This window comes from Deinococcus sp. QL22 (assembly GCF_023370075.1).
Taxonomy (GTDB): Bacteria; Deinococcota; Deinococci; order Deinococcales; family Deinococcaceae; genus Deinococcus.
Genome location: NZ_CP097149.1, coordinates 2,481,598 through 2,503,545 on the forward strand (window position 1 = coordinate 2,481,598; position 21,948 = coordinate 2,503,545).

20 protein-coding genes are annotated in these 21,948 nt (G+C 62.5%); 9 read left to right on the forward strand and 11 right to left on the reverse strand.

Annotated features, from left to right (window positions below; genetic code table 11):
• Positions 1-229 precede the first annotated feature (229 nt).
• From M1R55_RS12470 to M1R55_RS12480, 3 genes are all read right to left on the reverse strand, one after another.
• The gene (locus M1R55_RS12470) at positions 230-1,162 is read right to left on the reverse strand and encodes a complex I NDUFA9 subunit family protein (RefSeq protein ID WP_249392075.1); all 933 of its coding nucleotides are present in this window, start codon (positions 1,160-1,162) and stop codon (positions 230-232) included.
• Entirely contained in the window at positions 1,159-2,211 is a 1,053-nt protein-coding gene (locus tag M1R55_RS12475) for a MerR family transcriptional regulator (RefSeq protein ID WP_249392076.1), read from the reverse strand. Before M1R55_RS12475 ends, M1R55_RS12470 begins: the two co-directional genes overlap by 4 nt.
• A 107-nt stretch (positions 2,212-2,318) precedes the next feature.
• Positions 2,319-2,699: a hypothetical protein gene (locus M1R55_RS12480; RefSeq protein ID WP_249392077.1), complete on the reverse strand. Its 381-nt coding sequence runs from the start codon at positions 2,697-2,699 to the stop codon at positions 2,319-2,321.
• Positions 2,700-3,058: 359 nt separating this feature from the next.
• Between M1R55_RS12480 and M1R55_RS12485 the strand changes: the two genes are divergently transcribed.
• The 4 genes from M1R55_RS12485 (at position 3,059) to M1R55_RS12500 (ending at position 8,811) form a co-directional block, all read left to right on the forward strand.
• On the forward strand, positions 3,059-3,856 hold the full coding sequence (locus M1R55_RS12485; protein ID WP_249392078.1) for an enoyl-CoA hydratase-related protein: 798 nt from the start codon (positions 3,059-3,061) through the stop codon (positions 3,854-3,856).
• A 173-nt stretch (positions 3,857-4,029) separates the two neighbouring features.
• A complete protein-coding gene (locus M1R55_RS12490) occupies positions 4,030-5,139 on the forward strand; it encodes a phosphohydrolase (RefSeq protein ID WP_249392079.1) in 1,110 nt (369 codons plus the stop codon).
• A 300-nt stretch (positions 5,140-5,439) separates the two neighbouring features.
• Positions 5,440-7,413, forward strand: a complete 1,974-nt coding sequence (locus tag M1R55_RS12495) for a hypothetical protein (RefSeq protein ID WP_249392080.1) — start codon at positions 5,440-5,442, stop codon at positions 7,411-7,413.
• A gap of 213 nt (positions 7,414-7,626) precedes the next feature.
• Positions 7,627-8,811 (forward strand): BMP family ABC transporter substrate-binding protein, encoded by a 1,185-nt coding sequence (locus M1R55_RS12500; protein ID WP_249392081.1) that lies wholly within the window; start codon positions 7,627-7,629, stop codon positions 8,809-8,811.
• Positions 8,812-8,894: 83 nt separating this feature from the next.
• Here M1R55_RS12500 and M1R55_RS12505 read toward each other — a convergent pair whose 3' ends face one another.
• On the reverse strand, positions 8,895-9,569 hold the full coding sequence (locus tag M1R55_RS12505; RefSeq protein WP_249392082.1) for an MBL fold metallo-hydrolase: 675 nt from the start codon (positions 9,567-9,569) through the stop codon (positions 8,895-8,897).
• 63 nt (positions 9,570-9,632) lie between these two features.
• Entirely contained in the window at positions 9,633-11,165 is a 1,533-nt protein-coding gene (gene guaA / locus M1R55_RS12510; protein ID WP_249392083.1) for a glutamine-hydrolyzing GMP synthase, read from the reverse strand.
• Between the two features lie 446 nt (positions 11,166-11,611).
• Here guaA and msrP point away from each other — a divergent pair, with 446 nt between their 5' ends.
• Both msrP and M1R55_RS12520 read left to right on the forward strand, forming a co-directional pair.
• Positions 11,612-12,628: a protein-methionine-sulfoxide reductase catalytic subunit MsrP gene (gene msrP / locus M1R55_RS12515; protein WP_249392084.1), complete on the forward strand. Its 1,017-nt coding sequence runs from the start codon at positions 11,612-11,614 to the stop codon at positions 12,626-12,628.
• A 28-nt stretch (positions 12,629-12,656) separates the two neighbouring features.
• Positions 12,657-13,337: a sulfite oxidase heme-binding subunit YedZ gene (locus tag M1R55_RS12520; RefSeq protein ID WP_249392085.1), complete on the forward strand. Its 681-nt coding sequence runs from the start codon at positions 12,657-12,659 to the stop codon at positions 13,335-13,337.
• Between the two features lie 725 nt (positions 13,338-14,062).
• Here M1R55_RS12520 and M1R55_RS12525 read toward each other — a convergent pair.
• A complete protein-coding gene (locus M1R55_RS12525) occupies positions 14,063-14,926 on the reverse strand; it encodes a transposase (RefSeq protein WP_249392086.1) in 864 nt (287 codons plus the stop codon).
• 179 nt (positions 14,927-15,105) lie between these two features.
• Between M1R55_RS12525 and M1R55_RS12530 the strand changes: the two genes are divergently transcribed.
• The 3 genes from M1R55_RS12530 to M1R55_RS32120 are packed head-to-tail and all read left to right on the forward strand — an operon-like array spanning position 15,106 to position 15,991.
• Positions 15,106-15,510: a transposase gene (locus M1R55_RS12530; RefSeq protein WP_249392087.1), complete on the forward strand. Its 405-nt coding sequence runs from the start codon at positions 15,106-15,108 to the stop codon at positions 15,508-15,510.
• A complete protein-coding gene (locus M1R55_RS32115; RefSeq protein ID WP_371827192.1) occupies positions 15,510-15,767 on the forward strand; it encodes a hypothetical protein in 258 nt (85 codons plus the stop codon). The genes M1R55_RS12530 and M1R55_RS32115 overlap by 1 nt, the downstream gene beginning before the upstream one ends.
• Before the next feature lie 41 nt (positions 15,768-15,808).
• On the forward strand, positions 15,809-15,991 hold the full coding sequence (locus tag M1R55_RS32120) for a transposase (RefSeq protein ID WP_371827091.1): 183 nt from the start codon (positions 15,809-15,811) through the stop codon (positions 15,989-15,991).
• Positions 15,992-16,014: 23 nt separating this feature from the next.
• Here the strand turns inward: M1R55_RS32120 and M1R55_RS12540 are convergent, their stop codons facing one another.
• From M1R55_RS12540 to M1R55_RS12560, 5 genes are all read right to left on the reverse strand, one after another.
• Entirely contained in the window at positions 16,015-16,905 is an 891-nt protein-coding gene (locus M1R55_RS12540) for an ABC transporter permease (protein WP_249392088.1), read from the reverse strand.
• Positions 16,898-17,980: an ABC transporter permease gene (locus M1R55_RS12545; RefSeq protein WP_249392089.1), complete on the reverse strand. Its 1,083-nt coding sequence runs from the start codon at positions 17,978-17,980 to the stop codon at positions 16,898-16,900. The genes M1R55_RS12540 and M1R55_RS12545 overlap by 8 nt, the downstream gene beginning before the upstream one ends.
• Positions 17,977-19,551: an ABC transporter ATP-binding protein gene (locus M1R55_RS12550; protein ID WP_249392090.1), complete on the reverse strand. Its 1,575-nt coding sequence runs from the start codon at positions 19,549-19,551 to the stop codon at positions 17,977-17,979. Before M1R55_RS12550 ends, M1R55_RS12545 begins: the two co-directional genes overlap by 4 nt.
• 285 nt (positions 19,552-19,836) lie before the next feature.
• Positions 19,837-20,964 (reverse strand): LLM class flavin-dependent oxidoreductase, encoded by a 1,128-nt coding sequence (locus tag M1R55_RS12555; RefSeq protein WP_249392091.1) that lies wholly within the window; start codon positions 20,962-20,964, stop codon positions 19,837-19,839.
• Between the two features lie 137 nt (positions 20,965-21,101).
• Entirely contained in the window at positions 21,102-21,947 is an 846-nt protein-coding gene (locus M1R55_RS12560; protein WP_249392092.1) for a carbohydrate ABC transporter permease, read from the reverse strand.
• Between the last annotated feature and the right edge of the window lies 1 nt (position 21,948).

Here is a 21,948-nt window from a genome sequence, read left to right on the forward strand (position 1 = left end):
AGCCTCTGCCCCATTTTTCAAGAGGTCTTCACGCTTCGAGCATTGATCCTCGCGACAGGGGCACGCCGAGCGCAAGAGGGATGCACTCATACAGCCCCTCTTCCTGCGGCGACATGGACGAGAGGCTTGCTCATGCGAGTCCGTTGACGACGATGGAGCCGCAATCAGTGCTGTCTCAGGTTGTGGTGGAATAGAGCACAGTCCGTATCAGTTGGCTTCCCCTCTGTTCTTAGACTCTTGACCCTTTGACGCCTTCCCCCGCCGCCCCAGACGCCTTACCCACCGCTTGCCGCACAATGTCGGGCAAATAGTCGGGCAGCCTCAGCATGGGCAGGCTGAAGGTGCTGCGGGCGGGTTCGTTGGGCGCGGTGTTACCTTCCTTCAGCATGGCGTACTGGTCGGCGGTAATAGGCGGCTTGGGCAAAATTTGCATGGCAGGCACGGCCAGATTCATCAGGGCCAGCGGCACGGCCACAATGGGTTTCTTTTTGCCCAGCGCGGCCAGTTCCAGTTCCAGCAGGGCCCGAAAGGTGAATTCGTCGGGGCCGGTGAGGGCGTAAGTCTGGCCCACGCTGGCGGGCAGTTCCAGCGCTCCCACGAAGGCCCGCGACACATCCTGCACACTCACCGGGCGGAAGGGGAATTGCCCGTTGCCGATCTGCGGCACGATAGGCGCGGTGCTGACGAGTTCGCGCAAGACCCGGCCAAAAAAGTCGTCACCGACGCCAAAAATCAGGCTGGGCTGAAAAATGGTGAAGGCCGTACCGCTGGCCCTGACCAATGCCTCGGCGCGCGCTTTGGAAGTGCTGTAGCGGCTGTCGCTGTTGTCGCGTGCACCAAGGGCGCTCATATGCACGTAGCGTGCGCCCCGTGGCAGGGCGGCCAGGACGTTGCGCGTACCTTCCACATGCACCCGCTCAAAGGTTTGCGTGCCCTGCTGCGTAATGATGCCCACCAGATGAATGATGGCGTCTGGGTTGGCCTGCCCAACGGCCCGCAACACGCTGCCGGGGTCGGTCACGTCCAGTGTCAGGCCCACCGCGCCCCCACTGCCCGCCGCGCCGCTGCGGCTGCCCGCAAACACCTCGTGGCCCCGGTCTTGCAATTCCCGCACCACTGCTTTGCCTACAAATCCTGTTGCACCTGTGACCAGTACCCTCATGCTTTTTCCTCCGTCGTGTTGGTCTGGATGGGTTGTGCAGCCGCTTGCTGGGCCGCAGGCGTGGATGACTTGGATATCGTGCCCGACTTGGACACTGTGCCAGACAGCCGCGCCAGAATGATCTGCGTGGCCTGCGCCGCATCTGGCCCAGCATAGATGCCGCCCAGTGTCTCTGCCAATTCGGGACGGGCGTTGAGTAGGCCGCCGCCCAAAAACAGGGGCAACGCCAGATCGTTCAGGTCGGGCCACTGGCCCCGCGTGGCGTCCAATGCCCAGTCGCCGTTCATGGCCAGCAATACGCCCTGTGCTCCCACCTGCCGCGCAAAAATAGCCAGGTCGCCCAGCGGTGTGTTGGCCCCCAAGTACGTGACCCGCACCCCCCGGCGGCGCAGTACCAGCACCAGCATCATCAGCCCGATTTCGTGCTGCTCGCCGGGAGCGCACGCAGCCACCAGCAGCGGCCCAGTGGTGCTTTCTCCCTCCGAGTCCAGCAGCGCCGTAATGCGGGAACGCAGGAAGGCGCTGGCGTGGTGCTCGTGGGCAATCGTGATTTCGCCGCGTGCCCACAGGTCGCCCACATTTACCAGCGCCGGGGCCATCACGCCCAGCAACACGTCCTCGACAGACAAATGCAGTTGCGCCTCGGCCAGAATACGGCTGGCCCCGGCCATGTCGGGTGTCATCAGGGCACGCAGCAGCGCCCCTGACCATGCCTCACCCGCCCGTTCGCGCTCGGCAGGAGACGTAGACGGGTTATCGGTGGGTTGGCCTTCTCCTGGCAAAAAGCCGCGTACCGTCAATTCGGCGGCACGGCCCGCAGGTACGCCATCGCGCAAAAAGGCCTGCATCACCTCGATGCGGGCCAGATCTTGGGGTGAATACAGGCGGTAGCCACTTTCGCTGCGGGCAGGCGACGGAAAGCCGTAGCGCCGCTCCCACTGCCGCAGCGTGACGGCCAACACCCCCGTGCGGGCAGAGACTTCGGACGCCGTGAACATGGCAGTCGAGTCCTGGTCCGGCGAATTCAATGGAGCGCCGGAATCGTTCATCGCCTCCTATCTTGACCGTTCTCGGGGCACTTGACCGTAAGCAATGCTGAGTTGATCATGAGGTCGATCTGACCAGTAAGGCAATTAAAGTGTTCTTCCGACGAGCGTTATTTATCGGTGCCGGGCAGCGGTTTGCTCCGCATGGGGCCGCCGTCTACGCCTCCGCTGCGGCTGGTACCGAGTCCGCCTTCTGCATCTCCGCCCAGATCGCTGTCGCCATCGTTGTTGGGCGTGCCCTGACGGTCTTCAAAGTCGCTCCCGCCCAGGCGTCCATCGTCGAAGCCGGGCTGATCGTTGGCATTGCGGCTGTCGTCGTCTACATCGGCCCGCAGGATGCTTTCTACGGCCATCTTGTCTTGCAGAAGTTCGCCCGTCGTGCCTTCATCGACCAGTTCGCCGCGAGTCTCTGCAGACTGGCGGGCTTCTCTGGACATGTCGTCGGTCTGGGCATTCTGGGCGTTGGTGGAATCGTCGTCGCGCTGGGTCATGCGTGCAGGCTAGTCCGGGCGAGTGGGCGGGCGCTGAGTGGGCCTTGATGAAATCTGAGGAGGTGGGCTGGCAACGTTCCTGTGAGCTTCAACAACTTTGCGGAAGAAGGGAGTCTAACGTTACCGTTCTCTCAGAGCGTGCGCTCACAAGATTCCGGTTCTTTCACGCTGTTGAGGCAGGCGTTCTCTGTGCCCGTGTGGGGAATTTGGGCGGCTGCGAGCGAGCCGGTCAGGGAAGGAGAGTGCGACAAGGCGAATGCTGTGGTGCACGCCGTTTGCCGAAACTGGCCGCCCACTCTAAACATGCTCTGCCCCTCGGCCTTATGACCGCCCTTTGCGCCCGTGTCAGGATAGGCACCATGACGATGATCGACGAATACGATTTCCAGAACGTGCAACTTGACCAGCATGGCCCCATTGCCGTGCTGACTATCTCGCGGCCCAAGGCCCTGAACGCCCTCAACGGCGACACCTTCAGCGAGATTTCGCAGGCCCTCGACCTGATGATCGAAAACGCTGAAATCGGCGCCCTGATCATCACGGGCAGCGGCGATAGGGCGTTTGTGGCCGGGGCCGACATTGCCGAGTTTTCCAACATAGACGGCGTGTACGCGGGCCGCGAACTGTCCCTGTCGGGGCAAGACGTGATGCACCAGATCAGCAGCCTGCCCATTCCGGTCATCGCCGCCATTAACGGCTTCGCGCTGGGCGGCGGGCTGGAATTGGCGCTGGCCTGCGATATTCGGGTGGCGTCACCCTTGGCCCGTCTGGGCCTGCCCGAAGTCTCGCTGGGCCTGATTCCCGGTTTTGGCGGCACGCAGCGGCTTTCGCGCCTGATCGGCATGGGCCGGGCGCTGGACATGATGCTCACCGCCCGCCAGGTCAAGGCCGAAGAAGCCCTGATGATGGGCCTCGTGAACTACGTGGCCGACGATCCCCTGATGAAAGCCCGCGAAGTGGCCGAGCAGATCCTGAACAACGCGCCGATTGCTCTGTCGTTGGTCAAAGAAGCGGTGCGGCGCGGGCTGGACACCACCCTGGAGGGCGGCATGGAAATCGAAGCCGACCTGTTCGGCATGACCACCGCCACCAAAGATTTCCGCGAAGGCACGGCGGCTTTCCTGGCCAAACGTCCGGCAGACTTTCAGGGCGAGTAGGTTAACCTCACTAGGTTCAGCCTCAATAAATCAGCATTCAAGGTCTTGTCAGACCACTTGTGATGAAATGAGCGCCCGGTTCAGGCCGGGCCGTTTTCTTTTCGACTCGTGTGCGACACGCTGTGGATTGGGTTGGCTGGGCAAGGGATGAGTGCCAGCAGGGGAGAACAGACATGAACGACGATTCCAAATTGCCCATCCAGAGCGCTGCTCTTGAGGCAACATCAGAGCAATCTGAACCGGAACAGACCGAATCGGGCGCAGGCGACGCCAAATTTACCCTGAGTGTGTCGGGCGGCAAGGTGCAGGACGTGGAAGGCAAACAGCCGGGGCGGGTCGTCGAATATTCCACGCCCCGTGTGAAGCTGATCGAGGAAGCGAATCAGGCCATCCGGCTCGACCTGGAGCCGTATCCCAGAGCGTTGGCCGCCTACAACGCCCTCCGCAGCGACCCAGAGGCGTTGGCGCACTGGGACATGGCGAATTACATCACCATGAGAAAGCTCGGTTACAACGATCACGGGCGCGTGCACGCCTTTATTACCGGGGCCGCCAGCCTCGCCATTACCGAACTGCTGCTGGACGCTGGCGTGAAGACCGACATTATGGAATCGGGGGTGGGCGACGCCGAAGACGTATTCCTGACCATCATTTTGGGCACGATGCTGCACGATATCGGCAATCAGGTTCACCGGGTGGGCCACGAGGCGCACGGGGTGGCACTGGCCCTTCCGATTCTCGACCGCATCATGGGGCCGCTGTACGCCGATCCGTTCAAGCGCACCAAGGTTCGGGCTTTTATTCTGGGGGCCATCAATTCCCACGACCTCAATCCGGCTCCGCTGACCTTAGAGGGCGGCATCGTGGCTGTGGCCGACGGCACCGACATCACCAAAGGCCGGGGCCGCAAGGCGTTCAATCTGGGCAGCGTCGATATTCATTCCATCAGTGCGCTGGCCGTCGATCAGGTGGTCATCGAGCGGGGCCGCAATATGCCCGTCCTGATCAGCGTGACCATGAACAACTCCGGCGGTATTTTTCAGGTGGAAGAAGTCCTGGCCCCCAAAGTGATCCGCACGCCCATGCGCAAGTACGTAGAACTCCGCGCCACCACGCGCCCGCAGGGAGACGAGCAGATTTTATCGCGGGTACGGCTGGACGGCGACCACTTCGTGATGGATCTGGAAAGTGGCGAAACGGTGGCCGTAGAAGTGCAGGACAGCCAGAAGAAAATGCAGGACGCCGTAACCCAGAATTTGGGAATGGGCGTGCAAAACCGCTGAGACTCGGTCTCGTCTGCTGTTCCTAACAAGACTGGTCAAATTCTTGCTCAATACGCCCCGTCTCATGGACTTGAGGGTTGAGAACATCGCCAAGGCTCTGTATTTTGGCGTGCGGCGGCCTCTCTTGCCTTTATCAGGCGTCTTCTTTATTTGGTGTACCTCAAGCCTCACTTCTATTCGGTGAGATTGATCGGCCCACCGATGATCATGGGCAGACGTTGTCCTTTAAAGGCCCGCTTGATCCCTTGCGGCCTCCGTTTCCTCTGACACTTGCTCTACTGCGCCGTATACTTGCCCACAATGAAGCCGATTGGTGTGTACGTGGCAGCACGGGAACTGCCGGGCCGGGCCGTGGCTCCGGGCACAGCAGCAGCTGCGGTTAGCCCAGCACAGGTGCGCACGCTGCGGGCCACCGACCGCCTGACCGGAATGCCCGTACTGGTGCATGTCTTGCCCGCCGCGCTGCCTGTGCCGCAGTTGCCCGATCATCCGGCCCTGCTGCCCTACTCCGACGAGGGTATGGACGGCGAAGACGCCTATTTGGTCACGGAATTGCCTCTGCACGCGGTGTTGGCCTCTGACCCAGTGCTGGCGGCCCGGGGGGCATTGGCGGGCCTGGCGGCCCTGCACAGCACGGGCCTGATTCACGGCGGCGTCAGTACCTCGCAACTCTGGAGTGTAGACGGGCGTGTGGCCCTGGCAGGCGCGGGCCTCCCCTGGTCAGAGGGGCCGGGATCGCCCGACGACGATTTGCGGGCCTTGGCTGACGCTCTGGCGCAGCTGGGCGGCGTGCCCGAACCGCTGCGGGCTCTACAGGACAGCCCCGGCACCCTCACGGCTCTGGCGGCTCTGGCGCGGTTGCAAGCAAGTGCAGCGTCTGGCAGTTCAGGGGGTTCGGGTCAGGTCAATTCAGGTCAGGCTGCCGCACCCGTCCATGCTTCCTCAGCCCAAACATTGCCCGCACAGGCCGCAGCAGAGCAAGTTGATGCAGAGCAAGCTGGTCTACCCGCGCCCCATGACGGCACGCCCATTGTCCTGGGAGTGGCTGATGCTGACATCATTCCTGCACCCAACGAGACTGATTCGGCTACGTCCTGGGGCAAGATGGAAGGGGCGGCAGTCGATGTGGCGTTTCCGCATCTGCCCGATGTGCCCGTGCAAGTCGGCCCAGAGCCGGGCAACACTCCGGAACCTGCCGAACAACCCAGGCCCCAGCCAGTGGCAAGTCAGCCAAATACTAGTCAGCCAAACCCCAGTCAAGCCGCTCCCACTTCACCAGAGCCGCGCGTTCCGGTCATCCAGATTGACCTCACCCAGCCGAGTCTGGGCCAGCCCAGTTCCGACAGTTCGGATGTCCCCGACTCTGGCGTCACCATTATAGCGGTGCGGCCCGCTGCTCCCCCGGAATCGCCCCCCAGTCTGCCTGCTGTGTCGCCTGTATCGGCTTACTCCAACGCGCCTCCCGGTGTGGCAGAAACGCCTCAGGAACGCCGCAAACGCCAGAACGACGAACGCCGCGCACAGGCCATGCAGGACAGCCGGGCCGCCGCTGAGCGCAAAGCTGCCGCCCGCCGAGAGCGAGAAGCGGCGCAGCCTGCGGTGGTGCAAATCGAGTTTGATGATCTGCCGAACCTGCCGAATGCAGTGGCCGCAAGCCAGCCCACCGAGGGCACGGGGCCGCGTTTTCCTACTTCCGTAAATGTAGAAAGGGTGCCAGCCTCTATGCGCCGTGCGCCGTTGCCCCCCGAGTCCCCGGAGGAGCCAGAGCACAGGGCGGGGCAGCCACGGACAACACAGGAAGTGGGCCGCCTGCCCGGCCGCCGCACTCAGGGCGAACCGATCCGAATTGGCTGGGCCGAGGACGACTCCTGGCGCGTGGTGAGAGCGCCCGGCAAAGCGGCCCAGGCCCGCTCCCGTGCTCTGGCTCCACGTTGGCTGCTGCCCTTGCTGGCGGCCATTGTGCTCCTGGGCGGCGCAGTCTGGGCCTTCCTGACCCTCCCGAATGCCGACCAACCTGCCGCCGAAGTTCCCTGCTGCACCGTGCGTTTTACTGTGCAGGGCGCAGCCGGAGTCACCGCCCGCCTCACGGTGTTAGAAGCGCCGGACGGGGCGAACCTGACGCCCGGACAGGACGTGGGCGTGGCTCCCGGCCCGGTCAATCTGCCTGTGCGCGGTATGTATCGCCTGCGCGTGGCCGCCGATGGCTACGCGCCCGGCACCCTCAGCGTGACTGCCCCTACTTCGCAACCTGTCCGCATCGATTTGGGGCCTTGAGCGTTCTTGCCGCCGCTTCATCAACCTGCCCAGAGTCAGAGGTCTGTGAGTCAGGCGTCAGACCACGCCCTGACAATTTGCATAGAATGAAGGCAGATTTAAGATTTCTCGGTTGAACCTGCGTCAGGTTGCCTCCCCGCTCCATTCCGCTGTGTTTTCCTCAGATTACTGCTGTCCTCAGATCACCGCGCGCCCCTTCCCCGGAGGATGTTCATGAAGAAACCCATACTGAAACTGTCCATGCTGGCCGCCACTGTTCCCGTGACGTTGGCCCTGCTCGGCACGGCAGCCAGCCCCGCTGCACAGGCCCAGACTGCGGCCAAACTCAAGGCCTGCTTTATCTACGTGGGGCCAGTGGGCGACATCGGCTGGAGCTACGCGCACGACGAGGCCCGCAAAAAGACCGAAAAGGCGTTGCCCTGGCTGGAAACCAAGTACGTGGAAAGTGTGCCAGAGGGCCAGGCCACGCCCGTCATAGACCGTCTCGTGAAGGACAAGTGTCAGGTCATTTTCACCACCAGCTTCGGCTTTATGGATCAGACCCTGGAAGCGGCCAAGAAGTATCCCAACGTGATTTTTGCCCACACCAGCGGCTTTAAGCGTGCGCCCAACATGGCGACCTACATGGCCGACTTTTACCAGATTTATTACCTGAACGGCATGATGGCCGCTGCCCTGAGCAAAACGGGCAAACTCGGCTACGTGGCCGCGTTCCCCATTCCGGAACTCAAGCGCCATATCAGCGCCTTTGCCCTCGGCGCACGCGCAGTCAACCCCCGCGCGGTCGTCAACGTGAAGTGGATCAATGCGTGGGTCGACCCGAACAAGGCCCGCGAAGCCGCCGAAGCCCTGATCAGCGAGGGCAACGACGCACTGGCCTTTACCGAAGACACTGCGACGGTGGTGCAGACTGCCGCCTCACGCAAAGTGCCTTCGTTTGGACACTACAGCCCCATGTACAAGTTCGCCCCCGATTACGTGGTCAGCGGCCAACTCGTTCACTGGGAGCGCATTTACATCGACTTCCTGACCAAAGTGCGGAATAAAACTTACACCACCAAGAACCTTCAGAACGTGGACTACTGGAACCTCCTGCGCGGCGGCTCGGTGGAACTCGGCGCACAGGACGGCATGGCGATCAATCCCAAGTGGGTGCCCCAGCTGAAGGCCGCCAAGATGACCGTGAACGGCAAACAGGTCAGCGTGTACGACCGCGTGATGGCCCTGAAAGCCGACATGGAGAAGGGCGGCAAATTCGACCCCTTTACTGGCCCCATTAAAGACCGCAACGGCGTTGTGCGCGTAAAAGCAGGCAAAGTCAGTACCATTGGAGAACTGAACAACATGAGCTGGGTGGCCCCCGGCGTGGCGGGTCAGGTGGCCGACGAGCCGAAGTGAGCCTAAGCGCTAGACACTAGGACAACTTAAAAGAGCGGGTGGGAGGCTTTGATGCTGTCTCCCACCCGCTCTTTTGCCACGGTCTAGGTAGGCCTCTCCGCCCTCTCCCGCACCTGCTCCGGCGTCAGCGGCCCGCCGTGCCCCGGCAGGATGAGCCGCAAGTCCATGTCTGCAATATGTTTGATGGTCTGGAGTGCCTGTGCATGATCGGCGTTGTAGGGCGCGTGGGGCAGGGCCGCCCGCATGCCGCCCCTGCCATCGGGCGCCGATAAAACGGCGTCGGCGGCGATCAGCACGCCGTTTCTGAGCAGCCCAATCTGGCCGTGCGAATGTCCAGGCAGGTGCAACACTTCCCAGCCTAGAACGTCTTGACCTGCATCCACGGCAGTCAGCGCATGGGCGGGCACTTTGGGATGTAGCCGCGAAATGATGGCCCCCAGCTGCGGATTGCCCGCTGGATAGGGTAGTTCGTGGCGCTGGCCAGTCAGTTGGGCGTGTTCCAGCGGATGCGCCAGTACAGGTAGACCTGACCGCGCCGCCACAAATGCCCCGCCTGCGTGGTCTACATGGGCATGGGTGACCAGCACTGCATCGGGCCGAAATTGGCGCAGGAGACGGGCATAGGCTGGGGCGTAAGGCAGCGCCCCGCTATCTACTATCACCCGTCCCTGAGGGCTGGAAAGCAAAAACACGTTGGCGTACATGCGCCTGATCTGTACGCCTTCACGGGAGAGGAGGTCTGCGGAAAGAGCCGTCACAAGGCCGGATAATGGCATATCCAGCAGGGCGACAAAGTCAACCTCGTGTGGCTTCGGACAGCCTCATTCCCATTCGATGGTCGCGGGCGGCTTGCCCGTAATGTCGTACACCACGCGGTTGATCTCATGGACGTGGTTCACGATGCGGTTGCTCATGGTGGCCAGAAAGTCGTAGGGCAGGCGGGCCCACTCGGCGGTCATAAAGTCGTCGGTGGTCACGGCCCGAAGCGCCGCCGTGTAGCTGTAGGTGCGCTCGTCGCCCATCACGCCCACCGACTGAATCGGCGTCAGGATGGCGAGCGCCTGAGAGCAGCCGTCGTACAGCCCAAATTCGCGCAGGCCAGAAATAAAGATGTCATCCACGCGCCGCAAAATGTCCAGCTTTTCTTCGGTAATTGCCCCGATGACGCGGATGGCGAGGCCGGGGCCGGGGAAGGGGTGACGCATGCGGATGTGTTCGGGCAGCCCCAGCAGGCGGGCAATTTCGCGCACTTCGTCCTTGAACAGCGTGCGGAAGGGTTCTACCAGCTTGAAGGCCAGATCGTCGGGCAGGCCGCCCACGTTGTGATGGCTCTTGATGTTGGCCGCGCCCGATTTCTCGGAATGCAGGCCGCCCGCGCTCTCGATCACGTCGGGATATAGAGTTCCCTGCGCCAAGTAGTCGAAGGGACCGTGAATGCGGGCTTCACGCTCGAAGGCCCGGATAAATTCGCGGCCAATGATCTTGCGCTTTTGCTCCGGGTCAGAGACGCCGTGCAGTGCGCCCATAAATTCGGTACGGGCATCCACGGTAATCAGGTTCACGCCGAGAGGCAGCAGCGCGGCTTCCACCTGTTCGCGCTCGCCCAATCGCAGCAGGCCATGATCGATAAACACCGCCGTCAGCTTCTCGCCCACCGCCCGCGCCAGCAGCAGTCCCAGCGTGCTGGAATCCACACCGCCGCTGATCGCCAGCAGCACCCGCCCGTCGCCTACCTGCGCCCGTACACCGTCAATCAGGTCTTCCACGATGTGTTCGGCGTTCCAGTCACGCTTAATTCCGCAAATGCTGAGGAAGTTGGCCAGCAATTGCCCGCCTTTGGGCGTATGCACGACTTCGGGGTGAAACTGCACGCCGTAGCGCCGAGTTTCATTGTTCTCGATGGCGGTAACGGGAGTATCCAGCGTTTCGGCCACCACCTCGTAGCCAGCGGGCAGCGCCGTGACCGAGTCGCTGTGGCTCATCCACGCCACGAATTCGCCCGCGATCCCCTCGAACAGTTGGCCGCCGTAGCGGGTCAGATCGGCCTTGCCGTACTCACGTCTGCCCGCCCGCGCCACCGTGCCGCCCGCCTGCTGCGCCAAAAACTGCATGCCGTAACACACGCCTAAAATGGGCACAGGCAGGTCAAGCACGCCCGCCGCCGGACGGGGAGCCGCCTCGTCGTACACGCTGCTGGGGCCGCCCGACAGCACGATGCCCTGCGGGTTCTCCTGCGCGATCCGCTCTAGGCTGGCCGTACCGGGCAAGATGACCGAATACGCCCCCAGCTCACGGAATCGCCGCGCGATCAGGCGGGTAAATTGACTGCCGAAATCCAAGATGACAACGCTCACGTGCCCGATTGTTTCACGGCGCGGCGGTGGGGGTGGCGGGGTGGGGCAGATAGGGTCTGGACGCGGCCAAGCTAGCCGGCAGACTGGGGGCTGTATCAGTCAAGGTGAGCGCAAATTTTTTGTTCTCCCCTCCAAGGGGGGATTCGTTGCGAGAGCAACGGGGGGGTTCGCCTTCCAATGCCGCGTGTAAACCCCCAGTCTGCTTAGCAGCCAGCCCCCTTAAGGGGAGCGAATAACCAGAACCACGATCATCGCTTTGACCTTGTGACAAGTGCTTGAGTAGCGGCAGCTCAAACTGTGTAGAGTTCACGACTCACTTCCCGCCGCCCGAACCTGCACCCAATTCCCGCCGATCCTGCGGAAAAGTGAACCGTTTGCGCTCAGATTGCGTATAGCTGAGTAAGCCTGTCATTGCCCCCAACACTGTGCCCACCCAAGGAGAATTTATGACCATCTTGCCCCCCGACCATAACCGTGACGACCTGCCCAACGACGATCAATCCCCCCCAGAAAGCCCGTCCCGCATCGTCAACCCGCGCCGGGAGTTTTTGCGGTCTGCGGCGTTGTTTACGGGCACGGCGGCAGCGTTGGGCGGCGGCCTGGAATTGCTGACGCGCAGGCCCGGAGCCGCTGCCGAGGCTGCTCCCGGCGAGTTCGGGGATTTGGCACAGGGGCAGGTGCGCCGTCCACTCGGCCCCTACGACACCAGCGAACCCGTCACGCCCTACGCGCAGGCCACCAGCTACAACAACTTTTACGAATTCGGCACCGACAAGGCCGATCCCGCCCGCCTCGCCGGATCGCTGAAAGTGCGCCCGTGGACAGTCAAAATAGACGGTGAGGTTCGCAAGCCGCAGACCGTGGATATAGACACCTTGCAATCGTGGTTCCCCCTCGAAGACCGCATTTACCGGATGCGCTGCGTGGAAGGCTGGTCGATGGTGATGCCGTGGCTGGGCTTTCCGCTGGCCGCCCTGATCCGGCGCATGGAGCCGACGGGCAAGGCCAAATACGTGCAGTTCACGGCCCTGAACGACCCCAAGCAGTTTCCCGGCCAGCGCACCCGCGTCCTAGACTGGCCCTATGTAGAGGGCCTGCGGCTGGACGAAGCCCTGCATCCCCTGGCATTTATGGCGGTGGGGCTGCAAGGCCGCGTGCTGCCCGGTCAAAACGGTGCACCGCTGCGGCTGGCCGTGCCGTGGAAGTACGGCTTCAAGAGCATCAAGTCCATCGTACGGATTACGCTGACGGAAAAGCAGCCCAAGACCACCTGGAGCATCGCCGCGCCCGACGAATACGGCTTTTTTGCCAACGTGAATCCCGCCGTGCCGCACCCCCGCTGGAGTCAGGCCACCGAGCGCCGGATTGGCGACCTGAGCCGCCGCAAAACCCTGCCCTTCAATGGGTACGCCGAGCAGGTGGCGGGCCTGTACAAGGGCATGGATTTGAAGAAGTTCTACTGATGCCGCAGGGCGAGGCGTGAGCAAACCTATGTCTGAACCCTCCACAACCCCAGCCCGGCGCACTTCGTCCAAACGCATCACATCCAAGCCCCTGGGATGGCTGGTTCCCGCCGTCACGTTGGGCAGCGCACTCCCACTTGCCGTCCTGATCTGGGATGCCTACACGGGTGCACTGGGCGCAAACCCCGTGCAGCGGGCCGAACTGCAAACCGGGCTGCTGTGTCTGGTTTTGCTGATCTTATCGCTGGCTACAACGCCTCTGCGCTTGGTCACGGCGCGGCTGGGGGTGGCAGGCGGCAAGGGCTGGACGTGGCCCGCCCGCATTCGCAAAAGCCTGGGCCTGCTGGCGTTCGGCTACGGTGTCCTGCACTTCCTGATCTACCTGTTCGATCAGGGCTTCACGCTGTCCACGGTGGCTGAGGATGTGGTCAAGCGTCCCTTCGTGACCGCAGGCTTTACCGCCCTGCTGCTGATGGTGCCATTGGCTCTGACCAGCACGCCCAGATCGGTGAAGCGCCTGGGCTTTGCCCGCTGGACGCGTCTGCATCAGCTTGCGTATGGAGCCGTGAGTTTGGGAGCGCTGCATTACTGGTGGGGCGTGAAGCAGGATCACACGCCGCCGCTGATTGCTGCGTTGGTCATTGCGGGGCTGTTTGCACTGCGGTTGCTGGGCAGGAAAAAGGCGCGGCGGTCAGGGGTTAGTGGGTAGCGAAAAAAAACTACGGTGGCGAAATCAGCTTGTTCCAGTCGGCCTCAAGTTGAGCAAGGCAAGTCTGGGGCGTTCGCCGAAACCGTGACTGCAGCCGGCGGGTTTCGTGACGGCGTTCCAGTTCTCGACGTACTGCACGCCACTGTTCCACCTTCGTCGGTTGAAGGTCTTGCGGACGTGTCCACGAATCACCAGACTCGGTGAAGCTGATTTCTGGCCACTGACACGGCGTTCGTAGCGCTTGGACGAGCCAAAATACTGTTTGAGGGCATTGTTCGTTCGGGGCAATCCCGGCACACGGTAGCAATGAAAGAGCCAGTCCTGTTGAGCCTTCAACACCTTGACAAAGTGTGCCAGCGCATTCGAGACCTGAGGCAGAGTGTGTTGCTGACATTGGATGTGGGAGAGCACGCGTTGAAACTGTTGCTGAACGATGTGTGCCTCGTCTTCACCGAGATTTTGAAGGACTTGTGCCACACGCATAACTCCGTTATGCGCTTGACTGAGGGCCTCCCAAGGTTGACCCTCTTCCTGAAGAGCCTGCTGAAGATGTCGCTTCAGACGACTCAGGTCTTGGTCGGTTTGACGCCCCCTTTTTTCTGGGGCGCCTGTTCAAGGCGCTCCAGCGAGTTGTGAATGTGACGGATTCGTTCTTGGAGCCGCAACCCGCTGGCGACCAAGGGCGGACGCCCGTCATCCGTCAAGGCGCTTCTGACGGTCAGGGCCTAGTTGAGCCGCACTCGTGCCTGGGGGTCTTGGCGCGCTTCCAGTGCAGATTCAATCTTTTTGATCCCTCGCAGACGCTTTTTCAGTTGTACTTTGGCATGACGGTCGACGTCCAGGAGAGGCCGGGCGGCCTCTCGCAACGAATGGAACTGACACAACTGATGGGGAACCCCTGGAAAGACCCGTTGGATCGCCAGGCGAATCGCTCGCTGTCCATCGCTGATGACGCCAACGACCGGGAGACGCTCACCGAGCGCCTCCTTGACTTCCGTCAGCAGCGCCGCGAGGTCGTCTTCCGAACTCGTCACCAGGGGACGAGCCAACAGAATTTCTCCTGAAAGCACCTCCCGGATCAGCCACAGCACGTCGTGACCGACATCAGGCTGTAACCCATCGAGGCTGAGGATCACCCGACCTTGCTGTTGTCGCTTGGCCTGCCAGTGATTCGGATCCATCAGTTTGGACGCCAGCAATTCCTCGTACCGGGCGATCAGATGAGTGACCTGACGTTGACTGATCTCCACCCGCTGCTGCGACAACAGGGTATGGATTTCTGGGACAGTGCGGTGGAACGCGAAGCGTTCCCGCCCAATAAATGTCAGGACATCAAAACCGTACTCGCTGTATGGGAGGGCCAGACGCCCTTCCGCTTCAGGGCGCAGGGGTTTGCGGAACCACTCACATGCCTCATTCCGACAGCGGCGAATTTTGAGGGTGTACCTCACCTGCTCCTGCATCCCCACCACCGACCGACTGTTGTGGTAATCTAGCGGCGCAGCGGCGCCGCAGACCGGGCACACTGGAGTCAATCGGTGAAGCGTTTCCTCTCGGTCTGGTGCATGACGACGGTGTTGGCGAGCCATGATGACTGGATTCTAGCAAGTCGATTTTGCCACCGTAGAAAAAAAGGTGTGATCGTAGAACGTGGATCGTGGTTTGGCTGTTGCCCCACGATCCACGTTCCATACTTCACGATCCTGCTGTTAGAGACTGTCTGGAAAGCGTGCTGGTTGGGGAATGGCCTGTAGGATACTCTTTTTTAATGACGCGGCGACCCACCTACCCCAGCGACACCAGCGATGAAGAGTGGGTCATTCTCGGCCCACTGATCCCTGCCCCACGACTTGGCGGACGGCCTGCTCACCTCGCTCGCCGTGACATCGTCGACGCCATCTTGTACGTGAAACGCGGTGGCGTGTCGTGGCGCATGTTGCCCGCCGACTTCCCGCACTGGAAAACGGTCTACGATTATGTTCAACAGTGGAACAAAAATGGCCTGTGGGCGCGCGTCCATGACACGCTCCGCGTCCGCACGCGAGAGGCTGTGGGACGCCATGCGGTGCCCACAGCGGGGATCGTCGATTCGAGGAGCGTGAAGACCTCGCAACAAGGGGGGTCCGAGGGTACGACGGGGGCAAGAAAGTCAACGGACGAAAGCATCACCTGATCGTTGATCCTCAGGGCGTGCTGCTGGGGGTCAAGGTCTTGCCCGCGAAGATCACCGATCGGGAAGGCAGCCAGCAACTCCTGCAGGAGTTGCGCCAGAACCAGCCCCAGATGAAGCTCCATCTGTTCGCCGACGGTGGAGATCACAGGCAAATGGGAGGGCTGGGTCAAAACGACCCTCGGCGACACCGTAGAGACCTTCTCAGCGCTCCGATGCCAATACCCGGGGGTATTGGCTCCCAGAGGGGCAGAAACTGACGGAGGAGCAGATCAAAACTTTTCGTGGCCACCGTGGCTTCGTGGTCATCAAGAAGCGTTGGGTCGTGGAGCGCAGCTTCGCCTGGCTGTCCTTTGACCGTCGACTCAACCGTGAATATGACCTGCTGCCCCAGACCACCGAAGCCTTTATTTTCCTGGCTTTCATTCGTTGTATGATTCGCAGACTCACTGTTTTTGCCCAGCCAACCGCAGTTTCTCTCTGATCCCTGCCTTTCCAGACAGTCTCTTACCTTTCTCCCCGCACATACGCCCGCCCCAGCCCTGCCGGAGCATCGCCCTGTTGCCCGCGCAGGCCTGCCAACGCCAGCACCACCAGCACCAACACGAAGGGCATGGCCGAAAAGACCTCAGTGGGAATGGGGCTGTTGCCCTGAAGCCGGAATTGCAGATAGTACAGCACGCCGAAAAACAGGGCTCCCAGGATGGCGCGCAGAGGTCGCCAGCCCACAAAAATCACCAATGCGACAGCGATCCAGCCCAACCCCGCGGTCATGTTGTCGGCCCACGACGCGCGGTAGCTGAGGGCCAGAAAAGCTCCGGCCACGCCCGCCAACGCGCCCCCGGCCAGCACCGCTCCTGTGCGAACCCGGCCCACGTTCACTCCCAACACGTCGGCGGCGGCAGGGTTTTCTCCCACCGAACGCAGCGTGAGGCCGGAGCGAGTGGAGTTGAGGTAAAAGGCCAAAGCACCCGCCAGCAGCAAGGCGAAGACCGTAAATGGGCTGATGACGAATCCGGCCAGATTCCAGTCGGGAACTTTGTTGAACAGGGGCGCGCCCTCGTAGCGTTTGCCCAGCAAGCCCGCCGCGCCTGTGCCCAGCAGGGCCAGTGCCAGCCCGCTCACAAACTGGTTGGCCCGCAAGGTCACGGTGGCAAAGGCATGCAGCGAGGCCAATAGTGCACCCGCCGCCGCCGCCGCCAGCACGGCCAGCCACAGGTTCCCCCCCGGCGCGACGGCCACCGCGAAGGCCGCCAGTGCGCCTACCGCCATCATGCCTTCCACGCCGAGGTTCACCACGCCGCCCCGCTCGTTCAGAATGGCGCCGAGGCTGGCAAGCAGCAGCGGCGTACCCACTGCCAGCGCCCGCACCAGCGCTTCTATAAATACGTTATCCATTGGCTTTCCTCCCCACAGTCCGGCCCGTTCCCCACGTCACCCGGTTGCGAATAAACACCTCGGAACTGATCAGGCACAGCAAAATCACGCCGCTGAACACGTCCACCACCCGGAAGGGCATATTCAGGTCAATCTTGAGCAGGTCACCGCCCGCCAGAATAATGGCCATCACAGGCGCGGTAATCAGGCACAGTGCCGGGTTGCCACGTGCCAGCCACGCCACGATGACGGCGGTAAAGCCGTAGCCGAGGCTGATCTGTCCGGCTTCCAGCAGGCGGTGATGGATGCCCGCCACCTCTCCCGCACCTGCCAGGCCCGCCATACCGCCCGTGATCAGGGCCACCGTGGTTGCCACCCGGCCCGCACTCAGGCCCGCGTACCGCGCCGCGCCGGGGTTTTCGCCCACCACGCGCAGCGCGTAGCCGAACGTAGAGCGGCTCAGCACCCATTGCAGCGCCAGTGCGCCCGCCACGCCCAATACCAGCGTGGGCCAATGCACCTGCGTGCCGGGAACCACGGCCAGAAATCCGTTTTCGGGAAACAGGTCGGTATAGATGTAGCCGCGAACCTCTTTGCCCTTCCACGGCCCCGCGATCAGGTACGTCACCACCGCGACGGCGATGTAATTCAGCATCAGGGTACTCAGAATCTCGTTTACGTTCAGGCGGCGCAGCCACGCGGCGATTCCGGCCCACAGCCCGCCGCCCACCGCGCCCATGATGAACATGGCGGGCAGCAATAAGACTCCTGGCAAGGGCACAAATAGCCCCGTGCCTGCCGCGAAGACCGCGCCCAACAGCACCTGCCCTTCTGCCCCGATGTTGAAGAATTGGGCGCGGAAGGCCAGTGCCAGCCCAGACCCGATCAGCAGCAGGGGAATGGTGCGACGGGCAACCTCGGCCAGCCCGGTGGAATCGCCCAGCGTGCCGCGCAGCATGGTGCCGTAGACCGTGCCGGGGCTGACGCCGTAAAACACGAAAATCAGAGCGCACAGCAGCAGCGCCACGACGACGGCGGCCAACGTGACCCACGCGGCGCGGGCGGCAGACGGGGCAGACAGGGCCGTAAATCTCACGCCACGACTCCCTGATCTGCACCCGGAATCACCGTTGGATGCGCCCCGCCCATCATTAGGCCCAACGATTCCCGCGTCACTTCGGCCACCGGGAACGGCCCGCGCAACTCGCCGCCCACCATCACACCGATTCGGTCAGACAGGCTCAGCAATTCATCCAAATCCTCGCTGACCAGCAGCACGCCCGCGCCGCCCTCGGTGCGTTCCAGCAGCACGCGGTGTACCTGATCGGTGGCCCCGATGTCCAGCCCATAGGTCGGGTGAACCGCCAGAATCAGCTTGGGCGAACCGTTCAGTTCCCGCGCCAAAATCAGCTTCTGGATGTTGCCGCCACTGAGGAGTCGGCTGGGGGTGTGAATGCCGGGAGTCGCCACCGCGTAGGCTTCCACATCCTGCCGCGCCCGTGCATCGGTGGCGGCGAGGTCGCGGGCCAGTCCCCTTGCCAGTGGCGCACGCGCATAATCGCGCAGGGCCAGATTCTCGGCCACTGTCATGGTGGGCACGGTGCCGGAATGAATCCGGTCTTCGGGGATGTGGGCCACGCCGCCGCGAAAGCGCTCGTCGGCGTTTCCGGTCAGGGGGTGCCCCGCCAGCGTCACCTCTCCCGCCGAGGCGTGCAGTCCGGCCAGCACCTCCACCAGTTCGCTCTGGCCGTTGCCCGCGATTCCAGCCACGCCCAGCACCTCGCCCACCCGTAACTCAAAGCTCACGCCACGCAGGGCGGGCAGGCCGCGTGCGCCCATTGCCGTGAGGTTCCGCACCGTCAGCAACGGCGTTTCCAGCTTCGTACCAACCATGCGTTTACGGGTAAAGTCCACGCTGCGGCCCACCATCATCTCGGCCAAGTCCTCGCGGGTCGCGCCCGCCGTATCGCGCCCACCCACCACTTTGCCGCGCCGCAGCACGGTTACGCGGTCGGCCACCGCCAGCACTTCATCCAGCTTATGAGAGATGAAAATCAGGCTGCGCCCATCGGCCTTCAGTTCGCGCATGACGCGGAAGAGGGCGTCGGCTTCCTGCGGGGTCAGGACGCTGGTCGGCTCGTCCAGAATCAGGACTTGCGCCCCCCGCATCAGCGCCCGCACGATTTCTACCCGCTGTTTTTCTCCGGGCGACAGGTCGGACACGCGGGCCTGCGGATTCACTTCCAGCCCGTACTTGCCCGACAGTTCGCGCACCCGCCCGGCCACTCCCCGCGCCGGAAACAGGCCGCTGCCCCCGCCGAGCGCCAGGTTTTCGGCCACCGTATGCCGCGCCACGAGCAGCGGATGTTGCGGCACCAAACCAATCCCCAGCTTCAGCGCCTGCGCCGGACTGGTCACGCGCACGGGCTGTCCGCGCAGTTCCACCGTGCCTTCATCGGGCTGATAGAGGCCGTACAGAATGGAGATCAGGGTGCTTTTGCCCGCGCCGTTCTCGCCGAGCAGGGCCAGGACTTCGCCCGCGTCTACGGTCAGGTCTACGCTGTCGTTGGCGACCACGCCCGGAAACCGCTTGGTGATACCGCGTAACCGCAGCGCCGGCGGGGCAGAGGAAAGGGAAGCGGCAGAAGAAGTGTTGGTCTGGGTCACAGTCACCGTCCAGAAGAAGGGGGAGAGGGCGCAGGTGGATGGTGTGGCGGCAAGAATTTCAGACTGCCTTGAGTGTGATGGAACAGCACAGCCAGAGCCTATACCGACTCGTTTGCACTCTGTGCGGGCAGAGTCAGACCACTGGCGGTTCAGTCCGGTCAGCCCAAGCCGAAGATTGTGAGTTGTCTTGCATAGTAGTACGGCGTCTAAGCAAATGCAAGGCGCTTGGAAGGGACATGAAAACGGCGGAAGCCTTAGCCACCGCCGTTTTTGCTGCCAGTTTTCCTACGCTACAGGCGCAACCTCGTCGCTATGAATCACGCGCAGTTCTTCGGCCCTGCCCTTCAGCAGCGGCATCACCAGTTCGCCGAAGCGCCGGGATTCCTCTAAGTGCGGATACCCGCTGAAAATAAACGAGCTGAAGCCCATGTCCTCGTAGCGGCGGATTTTGGCGGCCACCTGTTCCGGGCTGCCGATCAGGGCCACGCCAACACCGCTGCGGGCCATGCCCACGCCGGCCCACAGACCCGGTTCCACCATCAAGTCGTCGCCCACGCCCGACAGCATTTCTATCTGGCGCTGCTGACCCACGCCGTCTACATGGGCATAACTCGCCACGAACGCTGCCCGCACCGCTGGGTCAACCCGGCTGATCAGGCGTTCGGCGGCGGCGCGGGCCTCGGCCTCGGTTTCCCTCACGATCACGTGGGTTCGCAGGCCGTAGCGAAGTTTGCGTCCGGTCTGTTCCTCCAGCGCCCGCATCTGCGTCATACGCTCGGCCAGCATGTCTTCTCGCTCGCCCCACATCAGGTACACGTCGGCCAGATCGGCGGCAATTCTCTGCGCCACCGGAGACGCGCCGCCAAAATACAGCGGAATCGGCTGCACGGGGGCGGGGTCTAGGACGGCCTTCTCAAAGGAATACAGGTCGGATGTGAACGACTGCGGCGGCAGCTGCGTCCACAACTGGCGCAAGATCGTCATAAATTCGCGGGTGCGCTCATAGCGGCGGGCGTGATTCTCATTGTCGCCGTACATGGCATTTTCGGCGGGACTACTTCCGGTCACGATGTTCAGGCGCACCCGCCCCGGAAACAGGTTTTGCAGGGTCGCCAGCATCTTGGCGTACATGGCCGGATGAAACATACCGGGCCGCACCGCGATCAGGAGCGCCGGATCGGTGGCAGCAGTTCGGGCCAATGCTGCCACTGCCGCCGTGTAGTTTTCATGCTCGGAGTGGTAGTTGGTGGCGGTCAGCAGAGCGTCGAACCCGGCCTCACCCGCCGTCTCGATCAAGCTGGAAATGTAGGGCAGCGTGGGCTTACGTGGCGGCTTCTCGCGGGTGCCTATAAATTCGCCGTCGCGTGAGAGTTGCAGAAACCACAGGAATTCGGACTGGGAAGGTTGGGTCATGGGCACCTCGGTGACTAGAAAGTGGTGGCCGGAACAGGCAAGTCAGGCTATGGATTGATCAGAGTAAACCAGAGGAGGGAAAAGAGAATCAACTGCTGTTGTGTCCTTCTCCTTCCCATTTCCCGTCTATGACTGCTTCAGGCCTTTACCCCGCCCGCCGTCAACCCGGCCACAAAGCGTTTCTGGAACACGGCGATCAGCACCACGATGGGCACAGTGGCAATGACCACAGCGGCGGCGATCAGCGGCCACGGAAAGGCGAATTCGCCCTGATACAGCGTGACGCCCACCGACACGGTTCGCATGCTCAGGCGGGTGTTGAAGCTGAGGGCCAGCAGAAATTCATTCCAGGAATTGACGAAGACCAGCAGCGCGGCAGTAACGACACCGGGAGCCGAAAGGGGCAGCACCACGCGGGTCAGTGCGCCAAAACGGGTGGAACCGTCCACCATCGCCGCCGCTTCGAGGTCACGGGGAATGGAACTGAAGAAGGCCACCAGCGTCAGAATGGCTACGGGCAGGCTCAGCGCCGCGTAGGGCAAAATCAGCGCTGGATACGAGTTGAGCAGCGATGCGCCGCGCATCAGGCGGAAGAGGGGCACCAGCAGACTGACCACCGGAAACATGGAAAAGGCCACCACGACAGTCAGCAGCACGCCCCGGCCTCGGATATTCAGGCGGGATAAGGCGTAGGCGGCGGGCGCGGCCACCACGATGGCCAGCACGGTACTGAGCAAACTGACGGTCAGGGAATTGAAGAAAAAGCGGGCGAAGGGCTGCTCGGTAAAGACCTGCGCGTAATTGGCGAAATTCAGTGCACTTGGCAGATATTGCACCGGGAATTTCTGCAACTCACCTTCGGTTTTAATGGACGTCAGTACCATCCAGATGAAGGGAAAAAACCCGCCGATGATCAGGGCGCTGAGGCCCAGCCAGCGGCCCGCCCGTTCCAGTGGGGTCAGGCGTGGGGGTGCGTCTTCCATC

What these genes read in the sequence shown, in the direction of transcription:
- M1R55_RS12555 (WP_249392091.1), bottom strand. Translation starts at nt 20,964, where the DNA reads ATGACCCAACCTTCCCAGTCCGAATTCCTGTGGTTTCTGCAACTCTCA.
- M1R55_RS12475 (WP_249392076.1), bottom strand. Translation starts at nt 2,211, where the DNA reads ATGAACGATTCCGGCGCTCCATTGAATTCGCCGGACCAGGACTCGACT.
- M1R55_RS12520 (WP_249392085.1), top strand. Translation starts at nt 12,657, where the DNA reads ATGTCTGAACCCTCCACAACCCCAGCCCGGCGCACTTCGTCCAAACGC.
- M1R55_RS12560 (WP_249392092.1), bottom strand. Translation starts at nt 21,947, where the DNA reads ATGGAAGACGCACCCCCACGCCTGACCCCACTGGAACGGGCGGGCCGC.
- M1R55_RS12480 (WP_249392077.1), bottom strand. Translation starts at nt 2,699, where the DNA reads ATGACCCAGCGCGACGACGATTCCACCAACGCCCAGAATGCCCAGACC.
- M1R55_RS12540 (WP_249392088.1), bottom strand. Translation starts at nt 16,905, where the DNA reads ATGGATAACGTATTTATAGAAGCGCTGGTGCGGGCGCTGGCAGTGGGT.
- M1R55_RS12490 (WP_249392079.1), top strand. Translation starts at nt 4,030, where the DNA reads ATGAACGACGATTCCAAATTGCCCATCCAGAGCGCTGCTCTTGAGGCA.
- M1R55_RS12530 (WP_249392087.1), top strand. Translation starts at nt 15,106, where the DNA reads ATGACGCGGCGACCCACCTACCCCAGCGACACCAGCGATGAAGAGTGG.
- M1R55_RS12525 (WP_249392086.1), bottom strand. Translation starts at nt 14,926, where the DNA reads ATGGCTCGCCAACACCGTCGTCATGCACCAGACCGAGAGGAAACGCTT.
- M1R55_RS12500 (WP_249392081.1), top strand. Translation starts at nt 7,627, where the DNA reads ATGAAGAAACCCATACTGAAACTGTCCATGCTGGCCGCCACTGTTCCC.
- M1R55_RS12470 (WP_249392075.1), bottom strand. Translation starts at nt 1,162, where the DNA reads ATGAGGGTACTGGTCACAGGTGCAACAGGATTTGTAGGCAAAGCAGTG.
- msrP (WP_249392084.1), top strand. Translation starts at nt 11,612, where the DNA reads ATGACCATCTTGCCCCCCGACCATAACCGTGACGACCTGCCCAACGAC.
- M1R55_RS12485 (WP_249392078.1), top strand. Translation starts at nt 3,059, where the DNA reads ATGACGATGATCGACGAATACGATTTCCAGAACGTGCAACTTGACCAG.
- M1R55_RS12495 (WP_249392080.1), top strand. Translation starts at nt 5,440, where the DNA reads ATGAAGCCGATTGGTGTGTACGTGGCAGCACGGGAACTGCCGGGCCGG.